This is a genomic window from Nocardiopsis lucentensis DSM 44048, from assembly GCF_000341125.1.
Taxonomy (GTDB): domain Bacteria; phylum Actinomycetota; class Actinomycetes; order Streptosporangiales; family Streptosporangiaceae; genus Nocardiopsis; species Nocardiopsis lucentensis.
Window position 1 is genome coordinate 1 of sequence record NZ_ANBC01000112.1, and the last position, 17,807, is coordinate 17,807.

Below are 17,807 nucleotides of genomic sequence, written 5' to 3' on the forward strand. Positions count from 1 at the left end.
GTGCTCCGGGGTGTCCGCGCGCAGGCTCTGATAGGTCCGCACCTGCGGAGAACGCTCGAACACCTCCCACCGCAACCGCTGGACCTCCTCGTCGCGTCCGGCGTCCCGGTAGGCGTCGATCGCGTAGTCGACGAGCCGTTCGTCCAGTCGACCCGTGTCCTCCGCCAGCCCCCTGAGCGCCCACTCCAGGGCCTCGTCCCGGCGGCCCGCCTCGTCCAGGGCCCGCACGATCCCGGAGTAGTGCACGTGTCCCGGGTCCGCGGCGTACGTCCGCACCAACAGGTCGGTGTCGCCCGCGACCCGGGCGAACTCGGTCATGAGGAACCGTGCGGTCCAGTCGCCCTCCGGCCGTTGTGACCGGATCCGGGCCAGCTCCTGCCCGTAGTGCCGGAGACCGTCCTCGCCGAGTGCGTCCGCGTACGTCTCCACCAGCAGCTCCGGAACGCCGCTGGCCCCGTTGAGCTGCCGGTCCAGCAGCCAGTCCGCGAGCCGCTCGCGATCGACGCCCGCCTCCGCGCAGGCTCCGACGTGGATCTCCACGAACCGGTGCGCGGCCTCGCCCACGCCACCGTCGGAGTCGTCGACCATGCCGCCGTGTTCGTCCAAAAGTTCGATCGCGCGGCGACCCAGCTCCTCCGCCTCCGCCGCCATCCCCCGTTCGAGGAGGTTCGCCAGCTCGTCGGCCACCCCGTGGACCGCGTCCGCGTAACCCCGTGCCTCGCCGTAGTCCACGAGGTCGACGGTCCGCAGCGCGCTGTCGACCATGACCCGTAGGGAGGCGGTGTCGACCTCGTCCCCGGAGGAGGCCGCGCGCATCTCCAGGCGGCGGCGCAGCCCGGGTGAGGCGGCAGCGGCCTCCAGCACCAGGTCGACGAGCTCACCGTGGCCGAGCGACTCCAGATACGCGCGGGTGTCCGGGGCGGAGGGGACCTCCACCCCGTGTTCGAGGTTGTACAGGTGGACCAGGCCCAGTGCCACGCAGTGCTTGCAGAAGTTGCCCTCCTCCGCCCAGGGGCAGTCGCAGTCCCAGACGAGACCTCTCCGGCCCGGGGTGAGCTCCACCCGGTAGGAGTGGGTCCCGGTGACGGTGGCGCGCACCGTGTTCCCGTCGACGGTCAGGCCCGTGACCTGGGAGACGTAGTCGACGCCGCGTGCGTAGGACTTCCGACCGGCGAGTTCGAGGAGGTCCTCTCTGGAGAAAGTGCGCATGCGGCCATTCAACACGTCGTCACCGTGTGGGCGGTGCGTGGACGGTGCCGTTCTCAAGGTGGGTCCGGAGGAAGCGGTCGTCAGCCGACGGTTCACGACTGCTCGGTGACGGGTGTGACGAGTGAGGCGTGGATCAGACGTACCCGCTCGCGGTCCTCACCGGTCCGGATCTGGTAGACGACCGTTACCCGGGAACGACCCTTCTTCGTGATGACGCCGGTGTACCGGTGGCGCTTGTACGGAAAGCTCACCCGCTGCCCCACACGCAGATCGGCGACGGCTTCCCGGGACGCTGCGACCATGATGCGGTGCCGCTCCCGTTCGGCTTTCCTCTCCCGCTCCCAGGCCTCCCACGCCGCCTCAGCCATGGCGTCGGCCTCGGTCCTCCGGGCGATCTGGCGCTGACACTCCTCAGCCAACCAGGGAAAGCGCGTGGCGATCGCCTCGCACGCCGCACGGTGGCGCGGGCCGCTCTGGTCCAGGTCGTAGTCAGTGCACTCGTGGCGCAGGTAGTTGACGACGAGGCGCTCGGTGGGAACGCCATCGCCGCACGACCCTCTCTCCAGATCCAATGCCAGGGCGTGTTCGCGTGCCGACCGCTCGAGTCGGCACCGGGTGGTGTCAGAGGGGAAGAACGTGGTGATCACGGCGGCTCACAAAGGAGTGGGGAACGGCTTCCCCACCTATGGTGCGGGAATCACTCCTTGCTCGCTCCGCCCCTGTGGGCAAACGGAAAGTCGCAGTTCAGAGGCGATGAATTCGAGCCTCGCTAGAGTCTCGGAGGCGAGTCCGGACCGCTGTTCACACCTTGGTCAGAGCGGTCAGGAACTCCTGGGTCTCCGGGTCGGTCGAGAACAGGACGGTTCCCTGCATACCGCGCGTCAGCAGCACCTTGTAGGTGTTGCGGATCAGGGCCTCGGCCTCCTCGTCCGAGGTCTTCCTCCCCAGCGCGGGGTCGCGGTTGGCCTTCCGGTCGATGACCAACTGTCCGTCGCGGAACACCAGGTCAGGCCCGAGGATTACGCCCGACCAGTCGTACTCGAACCCCTGGGCGGTGTACACGCACCCGACCTGGTCGAAACCGCCCTCCTCCGTCGCCCACAGGGCGCTCGGCGGCACCCCGGGAAGCCAGCGGTCCAGACGGCTGTTCCACGGGCGCTCCCAGCCGCCGATGCGCACGTCGTTCTCCAGGGGGCGGTCCTTCTCGGCCTTGCTCCACGGCCAGCAGTATCCGGCACTGAGCCGTGCGGTGTATCCCTGTTCCAGGAAGGGCCGCAGTGCGGCGTCCATCTCGGCGGGGGAGTCGGCCGTGTGCAGGACGAAGCCGTCGTCTCCCGTCCAGGGGAGCGGTCCGCCCGGCGCCAGTCCCAGCAGGCGTTGGACCCACTGCTCGTACAGGGCGCTGCCCCCGCAGCGGAACTGGCCGGACAGGTCGATGTGGTGGACCTCGAGTCCTTTGGCCTCGGCGTGCTGGCGGATGGTCTCCACGGTGCCCATCTCACCGGGCCGCACGACCTGGTGTTCGTCGAGGAGGAAGACGGGGACCCGTGCCGCGGACAGGAGTTCGTCCACTTGGGGGCGGCCGGTCCGCAGCGCCGCCTTCGTGTAGCGGTTGGCCGAGGTCTCCCGGATCCGGTGCGACTCATCGCAGATCAGGACCTCGAACTGGTTCGGGGCGGTCTCCATGAAGCTGTTGAAGTACGTGAACAGCTTCTGCACCCGGGGGCTGCGCCTGCCCGCGACCTTGCGCATGGTCGTGGTGAAGGCCCGCGAGCCCGTCGCATGCAGGGTGCTGACGCCGTCACGGGAGAGTTCCCCCAGCAGGGACAGCGCGATGACGCTCTTGCCGCTCCCCGGCCCGCCGCTGATGATCACGGCGGGCTTTCGGTCGCTCTCGTGGGCGCGTTCCACGGCGTGCAGGACGGCGCGGAAGGCGGTGTGCTGTTCGTCCAACAGGGTGAACTGGGTGCGCTCCTTGACTTCGGCCGCAGCCACCTTCATCAGCTGCTGGCTGGGGCGGACCTTTCCGCGTAGGAGGCGGTCGGCCGCCTCGGCGCCGGACATCGGGGTGAGTCTGCTCCTGAGGAAGTCCAGGAAAGCGCCGCGGCCCTGGGCGGTGAAGAGCTGCCCGTGGTCGTCCGCTGACAGGTCGAAGAGGTCGCGCACGGCCGGGTCATAGGCGTTGTGGAGGTAGGCCACGCCCCGGAGTTGCTTGTCAGGGTTGGTGATCGAGGAGACGAAGTCGCCGATGTAGGAGCAGTAGTCGCGTACCTGGAGGACGGGGTGCAGTCTCGGCCCGCCGGGCTGGTGGGGAACCAGGACCATGGTCGGGTCCTCCTCCCACGACTCGGCCTCGCTCCACTGCTTGAGTTCGACGACCACGTAGCTGTGGTCGTCCGTCTCGGGGTGGTGGCCCGCGAGCACCACGTCCACACGCTTGTCGGACAGCGGCAGGCGGTACTCGACCAGCATCTCGACGTCGCCCAGCCCGGCGTCGACCAGATCAGTGGCCAGCGCGGGCAGGCTCCTGTTCCAGGAGCGGATCTCGGAGAGGTTGGGGGACCGTCCGGTCGCGTACCGCAGGTGTTCGGCGAGGAGTTCGCCGAGCCTTTCCTCCATGGGGGAGAAGGAGGACAGGGACGCGGCGGATCGGCGAAAGGCCGTCAAGACACACTCCAGGGCAGCACGAAGGAGGAGGTCGTGCGGGTGGAGGCGTGTCCTTCGGGGGAGGGAAGCCTGTCGGGCCGCAGGTCGTATCTGCTCAGGCTAACGACATCACTGCCGAGGGGAACGGCACTCCACGAGACACGAGGGGGACATGACTCCGATTGGTGCGGAGTCCTCAATGTCATAGACAACTCGTACCATATGCGCACTTGCTGACATTTTTCAGTGATGCCAGGAAAGAAGCGTTCTGGCGCTGACAGGCGGCACGTTCGAAGGAGGACCGTGACCACGGTTTTCGTGTACGTCGGTGACAAGGGGCGGGAGAACCTCAACACCGGCATCCAGGAGTCGGTGTGGGGCTGGAAGTCCAAGACCGCGGAGGGCAAGTCCCACCTGCCGGTGCTCCAGTCACTGCGAGAGGGTGACTACCTCGTCCTCGGTTTCCTGGGTCTGGGCAGGATCAACGTGGAGGAGGCGCGGGACCGGACGGTGTCCGAGTTGTTCGTCACCCGCCTGACGGGCGAGCTGTACCAGGACCACACCCAGGTCTGGAATGACGACGTCTACCCGTACCGCGTGCCCCTGGACGTACTGGGCGTGTGGGAGCAGGTCGGCAGGGACGACGTCGGCGAGGAGGCGTGGGAGGCACTGCGCCGCTCGGCCAGCGCCAAGGGGGCCGCGCGACGTCCCGCGAACGAGAACTCCTTCATGGAGAAGCTCCTGGCGGGCGCCCTACGGCAGTGGGGAAAGGAACTGGTCGAGGCGGGAAAGCCCGCAGATATTTCTGGCGACTCCGAGGACCCCGCGGACGCTTCCGCCCTTGACCTGCCTCCGGTCACGGACCGCCCGGCCTACGTTCTCGCGCGCACGGAACAAAAAGCACTGCGTCGTCAGAAGCTCGCTGGCAGGAGCGAGGTCCACTGTGACCTGTGCCAGCTGCTGTTGCCCAAGAGGCTGGTGCACACCGCCCACATCAAGCGGCGCAGTGTGAGTTCCCACGAGGAACGGGGCGACCTCAACAACGTCATGTTCGCCTGCGTCCTCGGGTGCGACTCCCTCTTCGAGCACGGCTACGTCTACGTCGCCGATGACGGGTCGATCCAGTCGACGGCCGAGGCTCAATCCTTCCCGGACCTGTCCGGCGCTGTCCAACGGCTCGGAGAGCGTTGCTTGGCCTACAACGGTTCCAGCGCCCAGTACTTCGCCTGGCACAGGAAGAACATCGCCGAAGTGAAAGAGAGCTGATGCCGCAACCCACTCCCGCCCCTCTGCGGTTCGTGCACTCGGGCAGTGTCGGTGACACCCTCCGAGAGCTCGGAAGGCCCGACTTCATTGACCGCTGTCGTTCCCGCTACCTCTCCATGGGCTTCGGGGAACCAGGCGCGTCGGAGGTCGAGAGCTGGCGCAAGAGCTGGCCTCCTCTCCTGGACGCCCTGGCCCGAGCCGGCCTCCACGAACTGCGGATCTATCTGGAATTCGGCACTCCCGAAGGGCACAGTCGCTTCGACGCCCTGCTCATCGGAGAGCGCGGCCCCAAGGACCTGGTCGCCGTCGTGGTGGAACTCAAGCAGTGGACGGAGGCCGAAACCCTCACGCACGACCGTGTCCGTCTGCGACTGGACGGGAGCACCCGGACCCATCCAGTGGCCCAGGTCGCCGGATACACGTCATTCCTCCGGCTCTGGTTCGGATCCGACGAACTGGACCTGGACGTACGTGGCCTGGTCTTCCTCCACAACGCCGACGAAGAGCAGGCCGAGGTGTTCCGAGGTCTGTCCCGTGCCGACTACGGCTGTCCGGTGCTCAGCGGAACGCAGGTGTCGGAGGAGGCGAGCCCGGAAGGGCTCAGGGCTCTGTTCCGGCTCGACGACGCGCGCGGCGCCACTGAGCGGCTCGTCAAGTCCTTCGAAACCTCCTCGTGGCGGCCGAACAGGGAACTGCTTTCCATGGTCGCCGACGTGATCGAGCGCAATCCGTCGTTCGTTCTCATGGGTGACCAGCAGGACGCACTGCTCGAGATCAGGGCGAAGATCGACGAGGCGCGAGCCACCGGGCGCAGGAGCATCGTCCTGGTTCAGGGGCGTCCTGGGAGTGGAAAGACCGCCCTCGCGATGCGGCTGCTGGGAAGCTACACCAAGGAAGGGCGGAACTCCGCGAGGTACCTGACACCCTCGGGAACGCTCAACAGCAACCTCCGCGAGGCGACCAAGAACGTGAGGGGTTCACAGGACCTGTTCGGCCAGCCTCGTCACGTCGTCAGCGAAGCTGACCTGGTGATCATCGACGAGGCCCACCGCTTCCCCCGCACGGGGACTCCTTTCGACACCTATGTCGGCTACCACCTGAGGCGGGTACCGGTGGTCGTGGTCTTCCTCGACGAACGTCAGCGGATCCGTCCCAAGGAAGGCCTCCAGAAGTGGGAGGTGCACCGACTGGGTGAGCGGGAGCAGGAGCGAATCGAGGTGGTCTCCCACGAACTGCGCGGAAGCTTTCGCTGCAACGGATCACGGCGGTTCGTCACATGGGTCGACTCGCTCTTGTACGGGGAACCCCATCCCTGGCAGGGCATGGACTACGACGTGGACGTGGTCGACAACCCCTCGGAGATGGAGCGGTGGATGCGCGAGTGCCTGGAACAGGAGAGGAAGGCCCGGATCAGCGCTGGTTACTGCTGGAGTTGGTCGTCCCCGGCTCCGGGCCTCGACCTCCCAGGAGTGTCCATCGAATGGAAGGACCCGCACACGGGTCGGACCCACCACTGGGCACGGCCGTGGAACCTGCACGATCAGCGGGAACGCCCGAACGGGGAGGTCGAGTTCCCCAAGAGCCAGTTCTGGGCGACGCATCCCGGCGGTGTGGAACAGATCGGCTGCGTGTACACCGCTCAAGGACTCGAATACGACGACGCCGGGGTGATCCTCGGTCCGGACCTGGTCCGCAGGAACGGGCAGTGGGTGGCGGATCCCGGGGAGAGCCGTGACCCCCACATGCGGTCGGTCGGTCGTGAAGAGTACTTCGACCTGGCCAGGAACATCTACCGCGTCCTCATGACTCGGGGAATGGGCTCGTGCCGGTTGTACTCCACTGACAGGGAGACCCAGGAGTTCCTCACCTCCCTCGTCCATGGGGCGTGACATCGATGCCCGGTGAGGTCACCCTCGGACGCCGAACTCCTCGATGACGGAGGGCAGGTCCCACTCCCGCGCGTAGTCGCGGAACAGGTCCAGGAGTTCCCGTCGCCTCGCGGGATCGAACGAACCCGGGTCGCACACCAGGTCGGGGAACTCCTGGACCATGCGCCGCCACGACAACCCGTCGCGCATCGCGTGCCTGAGACGTGCGACCTGCCACCCCATGAGCGCGTGGTGCTCCCGCTTGTGTTTGGGGACCCCGCGCTGGGGGAGTCCGGTACCCCTGCCCGCGGCCGCCAGCGCCTGCCTGCGCAGGACGCACGAACTGCACCCTCCGCAGTGCGCGGGCCGCGAACCGGTGCCGCTGCCTACCTGTCCGTGGCCCACGTGGTGGGCGAATCCGGTGTCGCAGGACACCGACTCGAGTAGGGCCTGGTCGTAGCGAGGGGGAACTCGGGCGACCATCCGTGCCTTCGTCAACCCCATACAGCGGTTCACGATGGTGAACGCGTCCTCGTGGACCGCGCTCGCCAGAGTCTCCATGTACTGGAGCGTCCTGGGGTGCACCGCACGTGCGGACTGGGCTCCCACCTGTGCCTGGGACAGGGCCAGGTTCAACGCACCCGGCCCGTTCTCGTAGAGCCGCAGACACGTCCTGTCCCGGGCCAGCGCGGCGACGACCCCGGCGGTGAGGAACACGAGACCCCGTGTGCGGGCCGTGCTCTCCCTGGGGGTGGGCCGGACCCGCAGCACGAAGTGGTGCGCCTCCCGCAATCGGGCGTTGTGCCCGCGGACCCGGTCGAAGATCCTCCGCTGCAGCGCCGTCATCCTGTCATTGGTGCTGACGGAGACGGTACAGAAGGTGTCCGCTCCTTCCTCCAGATCGGCGATCAGCCCGCTGACGGAGTCGAGCCCACCGGAGAAGAGCGCGACCGCGTCCCCTTGGTCGAAGAGCCCTTCGTCCAGGGTCTCCTGGACGAAGGGCTCCGGCTGGGGACCGGCGACGAACTCCAGGCGCCACCGGTCTGCCGTGAGCCAGTCGAGGAGCCGGCTCACCAGGGGGGCGTGTTCGGACCACCAGACCGGATCGCTGACCGGGATCCTGGCGTGGATTTTCCGCGTCCACTCCTCACCCTGACGCCACAGCCGACCGTGCGGGCGCTTGAGCTGCCGGTCGACCGCGAAGCAGGCCGCGGCGATCCACCACAGGTCGGCGCGGCGGTCGCCGGGGGACAGGGAGGCGCGGACGTACCGGGGGATGGTCGCGGTCACGTCTCGGGAGAGATCGAGGGCCTGCGGATCCGGTTCGAGGTGGGAACTCAGGTGCACCGTCGGCGTCGTCGGGTCGGGCACGTGGACCTCCAGGAGGGATTATCGGAGGATGTCATCGATCAGACCGCGTAGCAGGGCGGTGCCGAAGGTGAGGTCGGCGAGCTCGAGGAAATCCAGGAATCCGTCGATGCCCAGGCCCTCCTCCTGCTGGAACGGGGCGAACCGGTCCACGGCGTAGCGGCGGATCACACCACGGGCGAACTCCTCCCCGACGAGGGCGGCCAGTTCGCCGCCGTCCATGCCCAACAGAGTGGTCGGGTCGTGTGCGGACAGCACCACGCTGATCGCCCGGTCGAGGAGGGCGTCCATTCCGGACGACCGGTAACCAGCGCACAGGTCGAGCGCGTTCGGCCCCTCGGTGAGTAGTCGGTTCGCCAGTTCCCTGACCCTCTCGCTGGCCGTGTCCAGGTCGGGTGGGCCGAGTTTCTCCACCGTGTCGCGGACGGTCCTTCTCACGCGTGAGTCGACGTCGAGGAACGGGAGGGGTGGCTGTCCACCATCCTCGGCCTCCTCACCTGCGGTGAGAGAGTGATTCCTGATCTTCGTGCACAATCGGTCGAGAGTGCGAATGCGGTCGAACGTGTGTCGGTCGTCGTCTGGCACCCTTCTGCCTTTCTGAAGCCGAACCTGGTTTCGAGAATGAACGAAAGAGTAAGAAAAGGCAAGATATGATCGCCATCTGGCTCATTTCGGTCAATATGCCTTGCGGTGTTATTTGCGTCGCCGTCGAGGGAAAGTAAGTTTGATGCTCCGAGTTCGATCCTGGTGGGGTTGCCTTGGGGTCTGTGTGAAGTCGGAGGTACGTCGGTCGCGTATGGATGATTCGGGTTTCCCGTATGGCGCCTCATTCACACCTTCTCTCCTTGTCCTGGAGCGGCCAGTGTTGAAGGACCAATGTCACTTGTCCGCCCAAAAGTAGGCGGCCGATGATCGTGGTTATGGCTTCCAAGAAGAACACCAGGCGCGGTGCCATGCGCTACTGGGGTGTGGCCGTCATTCTGTTCGCCTTGCTCGGATGGTTCCTGCCCGAGGTCGGGCCGATGTGGATCGCCGTCGCGGCGTCGCTCTCCGTCCTCTACGTCTTTTTCCAGATGCCCTTGCCGTGTGGAGCCTGGAACCGCGACAAGACCCGTTGCCGAAACAACGCCTCCGGCTTCCTCCCGGGGTGCCACATCGAGCAGCACCGCTGGCAGTCGGCGAAACTGATGGTGACGTCGGGCGGCTGGGGAGAACTTCGAGAGAAGACTCTGGCCAGTTGGAAGAGGACGGTTCCCGCACTCGCCGCAGCGGCCACGATCATCTCCGGGATCATGGCGTTGGTCCAGTTCGGTTTCTCCGTGGTGACCGCCTGAGCGCTGACACGAGGCCCGCAGGTCGGTGGAGTTCGGGTGAGGGGCGAACGCACGAATGTCCCGAGCACACTGTAGGTTCGCGTGGCCACGATCCATCAGGGTATTGCGGGAAGGTCGGAAAGGTCGTGGAAAAATAGATATGGGACAAGATGACCGACATGGTGAAGCGCACGCATGAGTCCATGGGCGCTGAGGCGGGCGGCGTCCTCGTGCCCAGTGTTTATCCGTTTCAGGATGACCGGTTGCAGGGCTTCTCCCAATTGTTCCCCGTCTACCAGGGGAAGGGAGCAGCAAGGGGAATTGCCGAGTTGTCATTTCTTTCCGCGGCCGGAATGGCCGACGAGGTGAGGTCGCTCGGGTACACGGTTACTCTGGTCGCCTGAGCTGGCGGCCCTCAGACCTTGAGGAAACGCAGTGTGGGGCGGCCACCGCTGGTCCGGCCGTCCCACGGGAGAACTCGGAGAACCGGAGTCGACTCGCTCAAGGGGACATTGGAACGCCCGTGCGGGTGGCCGTTTCCGGCCACCCGGCGGCACTGACTTCCGCTCGTGAGAACCGTTAGTGTCACTGCCCGGTCACCCATCCCCTACCTGAAGCAAGGAGCACGGTGCCTGCCGAACGGATCTGGCTTGACGTCCCGTACGCGGAGAAGGACCTGGCGAAGGCGGAGGGGGCGCGGTGGGATCCGCGGGTGCGCCGCTGGTACGCGCCCCGGCCGGGGATCGCGGGACTGGAGCGCTGGTCGGCCCGGCCCGACATCCCCGACCTGCTCCCCGGGGAGGACCGCTCGCTCGGTTCGGGGCTGTTCGTCGATCTGGTGCCCAGCACCTGCTGGTTCACGAACGTGCGCTCGTGCGTGTCGCAGCGGGACTGGGAGCGGCTGCGCCGCATGGTCGTGGACCGTGCGGGGCAGGTGTGCGAGATCTGCGGGGCCGCCGCCGACCGCGAGGCGCGGCGGTGGTTGGAGGTGCACGAGCGGTGGACCTTCGACGAACGCTGCGGGACGCAGACCCTGCGGCGGTTGATCTGCGTCTGCACGCCCTGCCACACCGTCACCCACTTCGGCCTCGCCCAGGTGAAGGGGATCGCCGCCGAGGCGATGGCCCATCTGATCGCGGTGACCGGAGCCTCGCCCGGAGCGGCCCAGCGCCACGTCCGCGAGGCGTTCGCACTGTGGGAACGCCGTTCGCGAGCGGTGTGGGAGCTGGACCTGAGCATGCTGACGGGAGTGGGGATCACCGTCCAGCCTCCGCCCGACGCGCTGCGCCGGGCGGAGGAGGCCCGGGCCGAACTCCAGCGCCAACGGTCGTCGTGGTGACGGAGGTCGGGGGCTCGGTGGGTCTGTCGGTTCCCTCCGCTAGCGTGGCCCGGCACGCGACGCCCCGCGCTGGCGAAGGAGAGGAACCACCCCCATGCCCCGAGCCCACCTTCGGGTCGAGAGCCCGCTTGGCGCCACCGGCCCTGTTCTCGAACTGCCCGACCTTCCCGACCGGATCACCGCCCGTGAGCTGGTCCGGACGCACGTGCGGGAGGAGGTCGCCCGATACAACCTCGACGGGTCCCTTCCCTTCCAGGGCCTAGTGGCCCCCACCGCCGTCGAACGCGAGCTCAACACCGCGGCCCGGCGGACCGAACGGCCGGCCGTGGACTGGGAGGAACAGGCCGACCTGGCCGAGCGGGCCTTCGAGAAGCAGCGGTTCGTGCTCATCGTCGGCGACCGCCAGGTGGAGTCCCTGGCCGAGAGCGTCGACCTGACCGGCGAACCCGAGATCGTGTTCGTCAAGCTCATCCCGCTGGCGGGTGGCTGACCATGACCGAGAGCACCACTGCGGCTGCGACCCCGCCCTTCGCCTCGATCACCCCCTCACCCGCGGCGCTGGAGTGGGCGAAGCGGACCGCCGAGGAGTTCGCCCTGGGCATCGACGCCAGAGGAAGGACTTCCTGGCGGAGCACGCTGCCCGAGCAGGTCGAGGAGGTCCTGGGCCGGCTGTACGCCCCCGGTCTGCCGGAGCTGATCGAGGAGTGCGACCGGGTCGTGCAGGCCCACGTGTCCGACTGGGTGACCAACAGCCCTGATCAGGGTTTCGAGAGGAAGGATTCCATCACCACGCTCAGACCGGGCACCCCGCTGCGCGAGGTGATCGACCGGTGCGACGCGGCACTGAGGGTGCGCCTGGCGTTCTGGTCCATGCTGAACGACTGCCACCGCCGACACACCGAGGTCGATGAGCGACACCTCCAGAACGTCTACTTCTCCGCCACCCACCAACGCACCGCGTCCACCCTGTCCCGCATGGCGCTGCCCTGGGACAGCGCCCTGCTCTCCCTGCTCCTGTACGCGGAGGCGCACGGCGTCACCCACCAACACGCCCCCATCGATGTCTGCGAGCGGGTGGAGGACGACGTCCTGGCCCCCTGCACGGAACAGTTGGAGGAGTACCGGGCCCGTTGCCAGGAGCGCGGGGATCGCCTATTCGGTTTCAAAGCCGACCATCTTCATCCCCACGGGCGTGCACTGCTGCTCCTCCTCCGGCTGGGCTCCCCCTTGGCGGTTGACCACGTCCTACTGGAAGGGGACCAGTTCGGCGATCTGCTGCGCGAGCGTGAGCCCTCGCTGGTCACTCATCCCGGCCTGGCGGAGCTGTTCGTCCACTTCCTGGTTTCGCCCAGTGCTCGGCCCACCCGTGAGTGGTGTGAAGGGCTTCGACGCAGATTGGCCGCGCTTCCCGACGCGCAGGACGTGCTGCGGCGCCTGGTCGAGGTGGTGCCGCGTACGCCGCCGGACCCGGGCGTCACCTACTTCATGTTCCACGTGCACAACATCGTCAACGGCCTGGCGTGGGCGGTGGAGGAGCTTGCCTCGGAGGACGACACCTGGCCGCTGCCCCTGCTGGAACGTCTCGCGGTGTTCACCGGGACCGGGCCGGGCGGCTCCAAGCAGCTGCGGTCCGAACGCACGGCCCTGGCCTGCGTCCGTGTCCTGGCCGCGCGCGGCACCGACGAGGCGGTCGCCGTCCTCGCCCGGATCCGCGCGCGGGTCAAGAAGAAGACCCTGCTGAAGGCGATCGACAAGGCCCTGGGCGAGATCGCCGACCGGCTGGGCATCACCGGGGAGGAACTGCTGGAACGCACCGTCCCCGACTTCGGATTGGACCGGTACGGGGTTCGGACCGACCTGCTGGGCGAGCACCCGGTCACCGTGGCCCTGGGCGCGGACGGTACCGCCGCGCTGGGTTTCGTCTCCGCGAAGGGGCGTCCCGTCGCCAGCCCACCCGCGTCCCTGCGGAAGTCGCATCCCGACGAGGCCAAGGCGCTGCGGGCCGAGCTCAAGGAACTGCGTCAGGCGGTGGCGGCCGAACGGGTTCGTCTGGAGGGGTTTCTGGCTCAGGGCCGGGTGTGGGACGCCGTGTCCTGGGTCCGCCACTATCTCGACCACCCGGTCACCGGGGCGCTCGCCCGACGGCTGCTGTGGGAGGTGAGCGAGGACGCCGGTCGGACCTGGGTGTGCGGGCTGCCCGAGGTCGACGGCGACCACTGGCGCCTCCTCGACCCCGACGGGGCCGTGGTCGCGCACACCGCGACCCTGGACGACGGCGCCCGGGTGCGGCTGTGGCACCCAGTGCGGAGCCAACCGGAGACGGTGCACCGGTGGCGGGGACATCTGACCGACCGGGAGATCGCCCAGCCCGTCAAACAGGCGTACCGGGAGATCTACCTGCTCACACCGGCGGAGGAGGCCACCCGGGTCTACTCCAACCGCTACGCCGCCCACATCCTCAGGTACGGGCAGGCCAGGGTCCTGTTGAACGAGCGCGGGTGGAGCGTCCACCAGTTGGGCGGCTGGCACGGCGGCGAGGACGGCCCCGCCGAGTGCGTCTACACCGACCGGGAGAGCGGGACCTCCTGGCGCGTCACCCTCGACATCGCCCTGGCCGACAAGGACGAGATCGATCCCGTCCTGCACTGCGGCACCGACCAGGTCCGCTTCCACCGTGCGGGCGAGAGAGAGCCCGCCCCGCTGGCCGAGGTGCCGACACTGGTGCTGTCCGAGGCGATGCGCGACGTGGATCTGGCGGTGGGGGTGTCATCGATCGCGGCCGATCCCCAGTGGGTCGACCGGGGGGAGGGCGCCCACCTGCGCTACTGGCGTGAGACGGCCTTCGGTGAACTCACCGAGAACGCGGTCGTGCGGCGCGAGGCACTGGAGCGGCTGCTGCCGAGGCTGAGCGCGGCCGACCGGTTGGAGATCGACGGCCGCTTCCTGCGGGTGCGCGGAGACCTGCGTTCCTACCGGATCCACCTGGGCAGCGCCAACATCCTGATGGAGCCGGACGACTCCTACCTCTGCGTGGTGCCTTCGAGCAAGGAGAAGGGGCCGGGGGTGTTCCTGCCCTTCGAGCAGGACGGCGGTCGCCTGGCGCTGATCCTGTCCAAGGCTCTGATGCTGGCCAAGGACAGCGCCATCGAGGACGCGAGCATCACCAGGCAGATCCGCCGCGGACTGGACGGGTAGGGGAGCGTCGGCGGGCCGTGTGCGTCTGGACGACACTCAGCGGACCCCGGCCGTGGAAGCGGCCGGGGTCCAGGTCGCGGCGAGACCTCTGTCGTCGAATTCCGACGGGATGCTGTCGTCGGGACCTGACGGGAAGGCGGGCCGTACCACCGTCCAACCGCATATCGGAGTGACCGCAGGGTGTTCCGCTTCGATGGTCGCCCTCGGTGTGCCCGGCGACGACCGCGCGTGCGCGTTCGTGTCCGCTTCCGGTCACCGAACACGGTTGGGACACGCGGCCTCAGGTCATGTGTCGAACAGGGACATCTGCTCACCTTGGGGGAGTCGGCGGGTGACGGCGGGGACGAAACGCCTTTCGAGGGGCGGAACCAACCCCTTCAGGTACGCCTGGGTCCGCGGGTCCGTCGCGTAGAGGACCGCACCCACCATGGCTCGGGTCAGCAACACCTTGTAGCTGTTCCGGATGTACGGCGAGGCCTGTTCCTCGGTGAGCGAGGAGCGGGGAACCCCGCGGTCCTTGTTGGCTCGGTTGTCGGTGGTCAGGTGACCGTCGAGGAACTTCACGTCCGGACCGATGATGACGCCGGCCCAGTCATACTCGAATCCCTGGGCCGTGTAGATACAGCCCACCTGATCGATGCCCCGGGATCGGTGGCCCACAGAGCACGCGGAGGGGATCCCTGGACGTACTTGTCGGATGAGTTGTTCCACGGCATGGACCAGTCCTCGATCCGCACATCCGGCACCAACCCGCCGTCCTCGGTCGGTTTGCTCCACGGCCAGCAGAAGCCCGCTGTGATGCGTGCCGAGGCGTGCTCGTCGTTGAGCCGGCGCAGCTCTCGCTCCAGTTCGGAGGGGGAGTCCGCCAACCGGAGGGTGAAGGCACCGTCGTCCTCCCAGGCGAAGGGCGGTTCCTCCGACAGGCCGAGGAACCCGCGTACCCACTCGTCGTAGGCATCGCTCCCGCCACAGCGGAACAACCCCTTCAGCTCCACGTGGCGGACCTCGAGCCCGCGTTGTTCGGCGTATTTCGTGATCTCCGCGAGTGATCCGAGTTCGTTCTTGCGCACCACCTGGTTCTCGTCCAACAGGAACACGGGAACGCGCGCCGCGTCCACCAGTTCCTCGATCTGCGGCCTGCCGGAGCGCAGGCTCTTGCGCGTTCGTCAGGTGTCGGAGCGTTCCCGGATCCGGTGGGCCTCGTCGCAGATCAGCACGTCCAGGTCGTTGCGCCGTGCGTCCCCGAACCCTGAGAAGTACCCGAACAGGTCCCGGAACGACACGTTCTCCCTGCCGCCGCAGACCGTCTTCTTGATGTTCTCGGTGAAGGCGTACGACCCTGTCGCGTGTCGGACTCCGTAACCCAGCCGGGTGAACTCCCCCAGCAGCTCCAACGCGATGACGCTCTTGCCGCTCCCTGGGCCGCCGGTGACGACGACGATGCGCTTGTGGTCGTCCTGCCGGGACTCCTCCACGGTTCGCAGCGCCAGCTGGAAGGCCTCCTGTTGCTCGGCGAGCAGACGGAACTGGCGTCTTCGCGCGATCTGGGTGGCGTTCAGTGCCGTCGCCGCCCGGCCCGGGCGGACCCGGGAGTTCAGCAGACGATCGGCGCTGACCGAACCAGGGTCGGGCGTCAGCCGGCTGCGCAGGAATCGGAGGAAGGCGTCACGTTCGCTCTGGCTGAAGACCAGCCCGTGTGTGGGGTGGGAGCCTCCGTACAGGTCGTCGACATGCACGCGGGAGGCGTTGTGGAGGTAGACCACGCCACGCAGGCAGCCCGGTGAGCGCTCTATCGCGCTCACCTGCTCGAGGAGTTGGCGGCAGTACTCGCGCACCTGATGAACTGGGTGCTTTCTTTTCCGTCCGGGCACGCCGGTGACGTCCACGTTGATCGGATCATCAACGATCGCGCTGACCTCGGTCCACTGCTTGAGTTCCACCACGACGAAGCTGTCACCACCCGAGCCGGGCATGACCCCGCACAGGATGACGTCGACACGACGGTTGTTGCCGGGGAGCTTGCACTCGACGAGGACCTCGACATCGCCGAGACCAGTCTTGACCAGATCGTTCGCCAACGCCGGGAGACTGTTCTCCCATGACAGGATCTCGGACTCCCGAGGCGCCCGGCGTATCTGGAAGGTCACCGCTGCACACACCTTCTCAGCCAGTCGCTTCGGAGGCACGGCCTGCATCTCTTTGGCCGACATGCGAACGGCGAACAAGAGGGCTCCCTCGGGAGAGGTTCTGGAGCGGAACGTACAGCCGCTAAACGGTCAAATGACACATTAGCGATCGAGTGCGACAGTCAGTCTTGCTCGCTTCGATCAGATCGACACTTTCCGTAACCGATGCGGTACTCGTTTCCCAGATGCCATCGGTCCCGCCCGGAACCCCGGGACCAACGGCACCCGCCTCCGTCGTGCTCCACCCCTATGCTTGATGGGCGGTCGAGCGGGCACGGAGCGGAAAGGCGGAGCCGGATGGCGAACCGATGGTGGGGAAAACCCTCGGAGTTCCCCTGGGAGCAGTCCGCCCTCGAGCACGTCCGCGCGCACTTCCCCGACCGGGAGCCCTACCGGGCCTGGGCCGGGTTCACCTTCACCGCCCGCAACCAGCGCATCCGCGAGTGCGACCTGTTCGCCGTCACCCCCCGAGGGGTCTTCCTCGTCGAGATCAAGAGCCACCAGGGCCGGGCCGCCAACCACGGCAGCGAGTGGATCTTCACCAACGGGCACCGCAGGACCATCACCAACCCGCTGCACCTGACCGACCTCAAGGCCAAGGAGCTCAAGAGCCGCCTGCAGTGGGCGGTCGACAAGCTCGGCCTGCGCGGTGTGAAGGTCCCCTTCATCGAGGCGGGGGTGTTCCTCTCCGACGAGGGGTTGCGCTGCGACTTCGACGAGGTGCAGAAGGCCAAGGTCTACGGCCGTGAGGGGCTGGAGCACCAGACCGGCCTGCCGGGCATCTGGAGCGGACTCCTGGGCGCCCCCCAGCGCCAGGTCGACCCCGGCTTCCTCAGGAACGTCTCCCGCCTCATGGAGACGATCGGGGTCATGCCCATGGACCGGGCGCTGACCCTGGGGGAGTACACCCTGGAGAAGCGCTCCTTCGACAGCGGGCCCACCTGGACCGACTACAAGGCCAGGCACCAGCGGTTGGGCGGCATCAGCCGGGTGCGCCTCTACCACTACGGCGAGACCAACGGCGAGGACGAACGCCGGTCGGTCGAGCGCGCCGCCAAACGCGAGTACATGTCCCTGGAGGGCATCTCGCACGAGGGCATCGTCAAGGCCGAGTACTTCGGCCTCATCGAGGAGTCGAGCAAGGACCTCGGACCCGCGGTCGTCTTCCGCCACCACTCCTCCTGGCAGCGCCTGGACCACTTCATGGCCGAGCACGGGGACGACCTCGACGTCGACACGCGGATGGAGATGGTCCGCCAGCTCGCCGAGGCGGTCAACCACGCCCACCGCAACCGCCTCTACCACCGAGCCCTGGCCGCCCGCAGCGTGTGGGTGGAGATGGACGGCGCCTACCCGCGCCTGTACATCGCCGACTGGCAGGTCGCCTCCCGGGAGAGTCTGCGGCTGCGCAGCGGCG

Annotated in this window: 14 protein-coding genes and 1 pseudogene (1 of these 15 running past the window's edge); 8 read left to right on the forward strand and 7 right to left on the reverse strand. The window is 67.6% G+C overall.

The features are described 5' to 3' along the window. The 3 genes from D471_RS0103435 to D471_RS0103445 all read right to left on the reverse strand — a co-directional run. A partial coding sequence (locus D471_RS0103435; RefSeq protein ID WP_017597328.1) for an SWIM zinc finger family protein occupies positions 1-1,209 on the reverse strand: 1,209 nt, incomplete at its 3' end. A 92-nt stretch (positions 1,210-1,301) separates the two neighbouring features. Further along, a complete protein-coding gene (locus tag D471_RS0103440; protein ID WP_017597329.1) occupies positions 1,302-1,856 on the reverse strand; it encodes a hypothetical protein in 555 nt (184 codons plus the stop codon). 154 nt (positions 1,857-2,010) lie between these two features. Beyond that, positions 2,011-3,876: a DUF2075 domain-containing protein gene (locus tag D471_RS0103445; protein WP_017597330.1), complete on the reverse strand. Its 1,866-nt coding sequence runs from the start codon at positions 3,874-3,876 to the stop codon at positions 2,011-2,013. 282 nt (positions 3,877-4,158) lie between these two features. Between D471_RS0103445 and D471_RS0103450 the strand changes: the two genes are divergently transcribed. Together D471_RS0103450 and D471_RS0103455 are read left to right on the forward strand one after the other, a co-directional pair. Then, the gene (locus tag D471_RS0103450; RefSeq protein ID WP_017597331.1) at positions 4,159-5,121 is read left to right on the forward strand and encodes a hypothetical protein; all 963 of its coding nucleotides are present in this window, start codon (positions 4,159-4,161) and stop codon (positions 5,119-5,121) included. Then, complete coding sequence (locus D471_RS0103455) at positions 5,121-7,010, forward strand: DNA/RNA helicase domain-containing protein (protein ID WP_017597332.1); 1,890 nt, start codon at positions 5,121-5,123, stop codon at positions 7,008-7,010. The genes D471_RS0103450 and D471_RS0103455 overlap by 1 nt, the downstream gene beginning before the upstream one ends. An 18-nt stretch (positions 7,011-7,028) precedes the next feature. Here D471_RS0103455 and D471_RS0103460 read toward each other — a convergent pair whose 3' ends face one another. Both D471_RS0103460 and D471_RS0103465 read right to left on the reverse strand, forming a co-directional pair. Further along, entirely contained in the window at positions 7,029-8,360 is a 1,332-nt protein-coding gene (locus tag D471_RS0103460) for an adenine nucleotide alpha hydrolase family protein (RefSeq protein WP_017597333.1), read from the reverse strand. Between the two features lie 18 nt (positions 8,361-8,378). Beyond that, complete coding sequence (locus tag D471_RS0103465) at positions 8,379-8,795, reverse strand: hypothetical protein (protein WP_241479557.1); 417 nt, start codon at positions 8,793-8,795, stop codon at positions 8,379-8,381. A gap of 470 nt (positions 8,796-9,265) precedes the next feature. Here D471_RS0103465 and D471_RS0103470 point away from each other — a divergent pair, with 470 nt between their 5' ends. The 5 genes from D471_RS0103470 to D471_RS0103490 all read left to right on the forward strand — a co-directional run bounded on the left by D471_RS0103470 (position 9,266) and on the right by D471_RS0103490 (position 14,204). Continuing rightward, complete coding sequence (locus D471_RS0103470; RefSeq protein ID WP_017597335.1) at positions 9,266-9,691, forward strand: hypothetical protein; 426 nt, start codon at positions 9,266-9,268, stop codon at positions 9,689-9,691. 149 nt (positions 9,692-9,840) lie between these two features. Then, entirely contained in the window at positions 9,841-10,074 is a 234-nt protein-coding gene (locus D471_RS0103475) for a hypothetical protein (protein WP_017597336.1), read from the forward strand. 224 nt (positions 10,075-10,298) lie between these two features. Beyond that, the gene (locus tag D471_RS0103480; RefSeq protein ID WP_017597337.1) at positions 10,299-11,009 is read left to right on the forward strand and encodes a DUF5710 domain-containing protein; all 711 of its coding nucleotides are present in this window, start codon (positions 10,299-10,301) and stop codon (positions 11,007-11,009) included. 94 nt (positions 11,010-11,103) lie between these two features. Then, positions 11,104-11,499 carry a hypothetical protein gene (locus D471_RS0103485; RefSeq protein ID WP_017597338.1) on the forward strand — a complete coding sequence of 132 codons (396 nt, stop codon included), beginning with the start codon at positions 11,104-11,106 and terminating at the stop codon, positions 11,497-11,499. A gap of 2 nt (positions 11,500-11,501) precedes the next feature. Beyond that, entirely contained in the window at positions 11,502-14,204 is a 2,703-nt protein-coding gene (locus tag D471_RS0103490) for a DUF4132 domain-containing protein (protein ID WP_017597339.1), read from the forward strand. Positions 14,205-14,489: 285 nt separating this feature from the next. Here D471_RS0103490 and D471_RS42445 read toward each other — a convergent pair whose 3' ends face one another. Together D471_RS42445 and D471_RS41555 are read right to left on the reverse strand one after the other, a co-directional pair. Further along, entirely contained in the window at positions 14,490-14,864 is a 375-nt protein-coding gene (locus tag D471_RS42445; RefSeq protein WP_338045315.1) for a DNA/RNA helicase domain-containing protein, read from the reverse strand. Beyond that, positions 14,765-16,414 (reverse strand): annotated as a pseudogene (locus D471_RS41555) (DNA/RNA helicase domain-containing protein). The gene D471_RS42445 and the pseudogene D471_RS41555 overlap by 100 nt, the downstream one beginning before the upstream one ends. Positions 16,415-16,687: 273 nt before the next feature. Here D471_RS41555 and pglW point away from each other — a divergent pair. After that, positions 16,688-17,807: the beginning of a BREX system serine/threonine kinase PglW gene (gene pglW / locus D471_RS0103500; protein ID WP_017597342.1), read on the forward strand. The gene runs 3,116 nt beyond the window's last position; the window shows 1,120 of its 4,236 coding nt (coding positions 1-1,120); its start codon is at positions 16,688-16,690; the stop codon falls past the right edge of the window.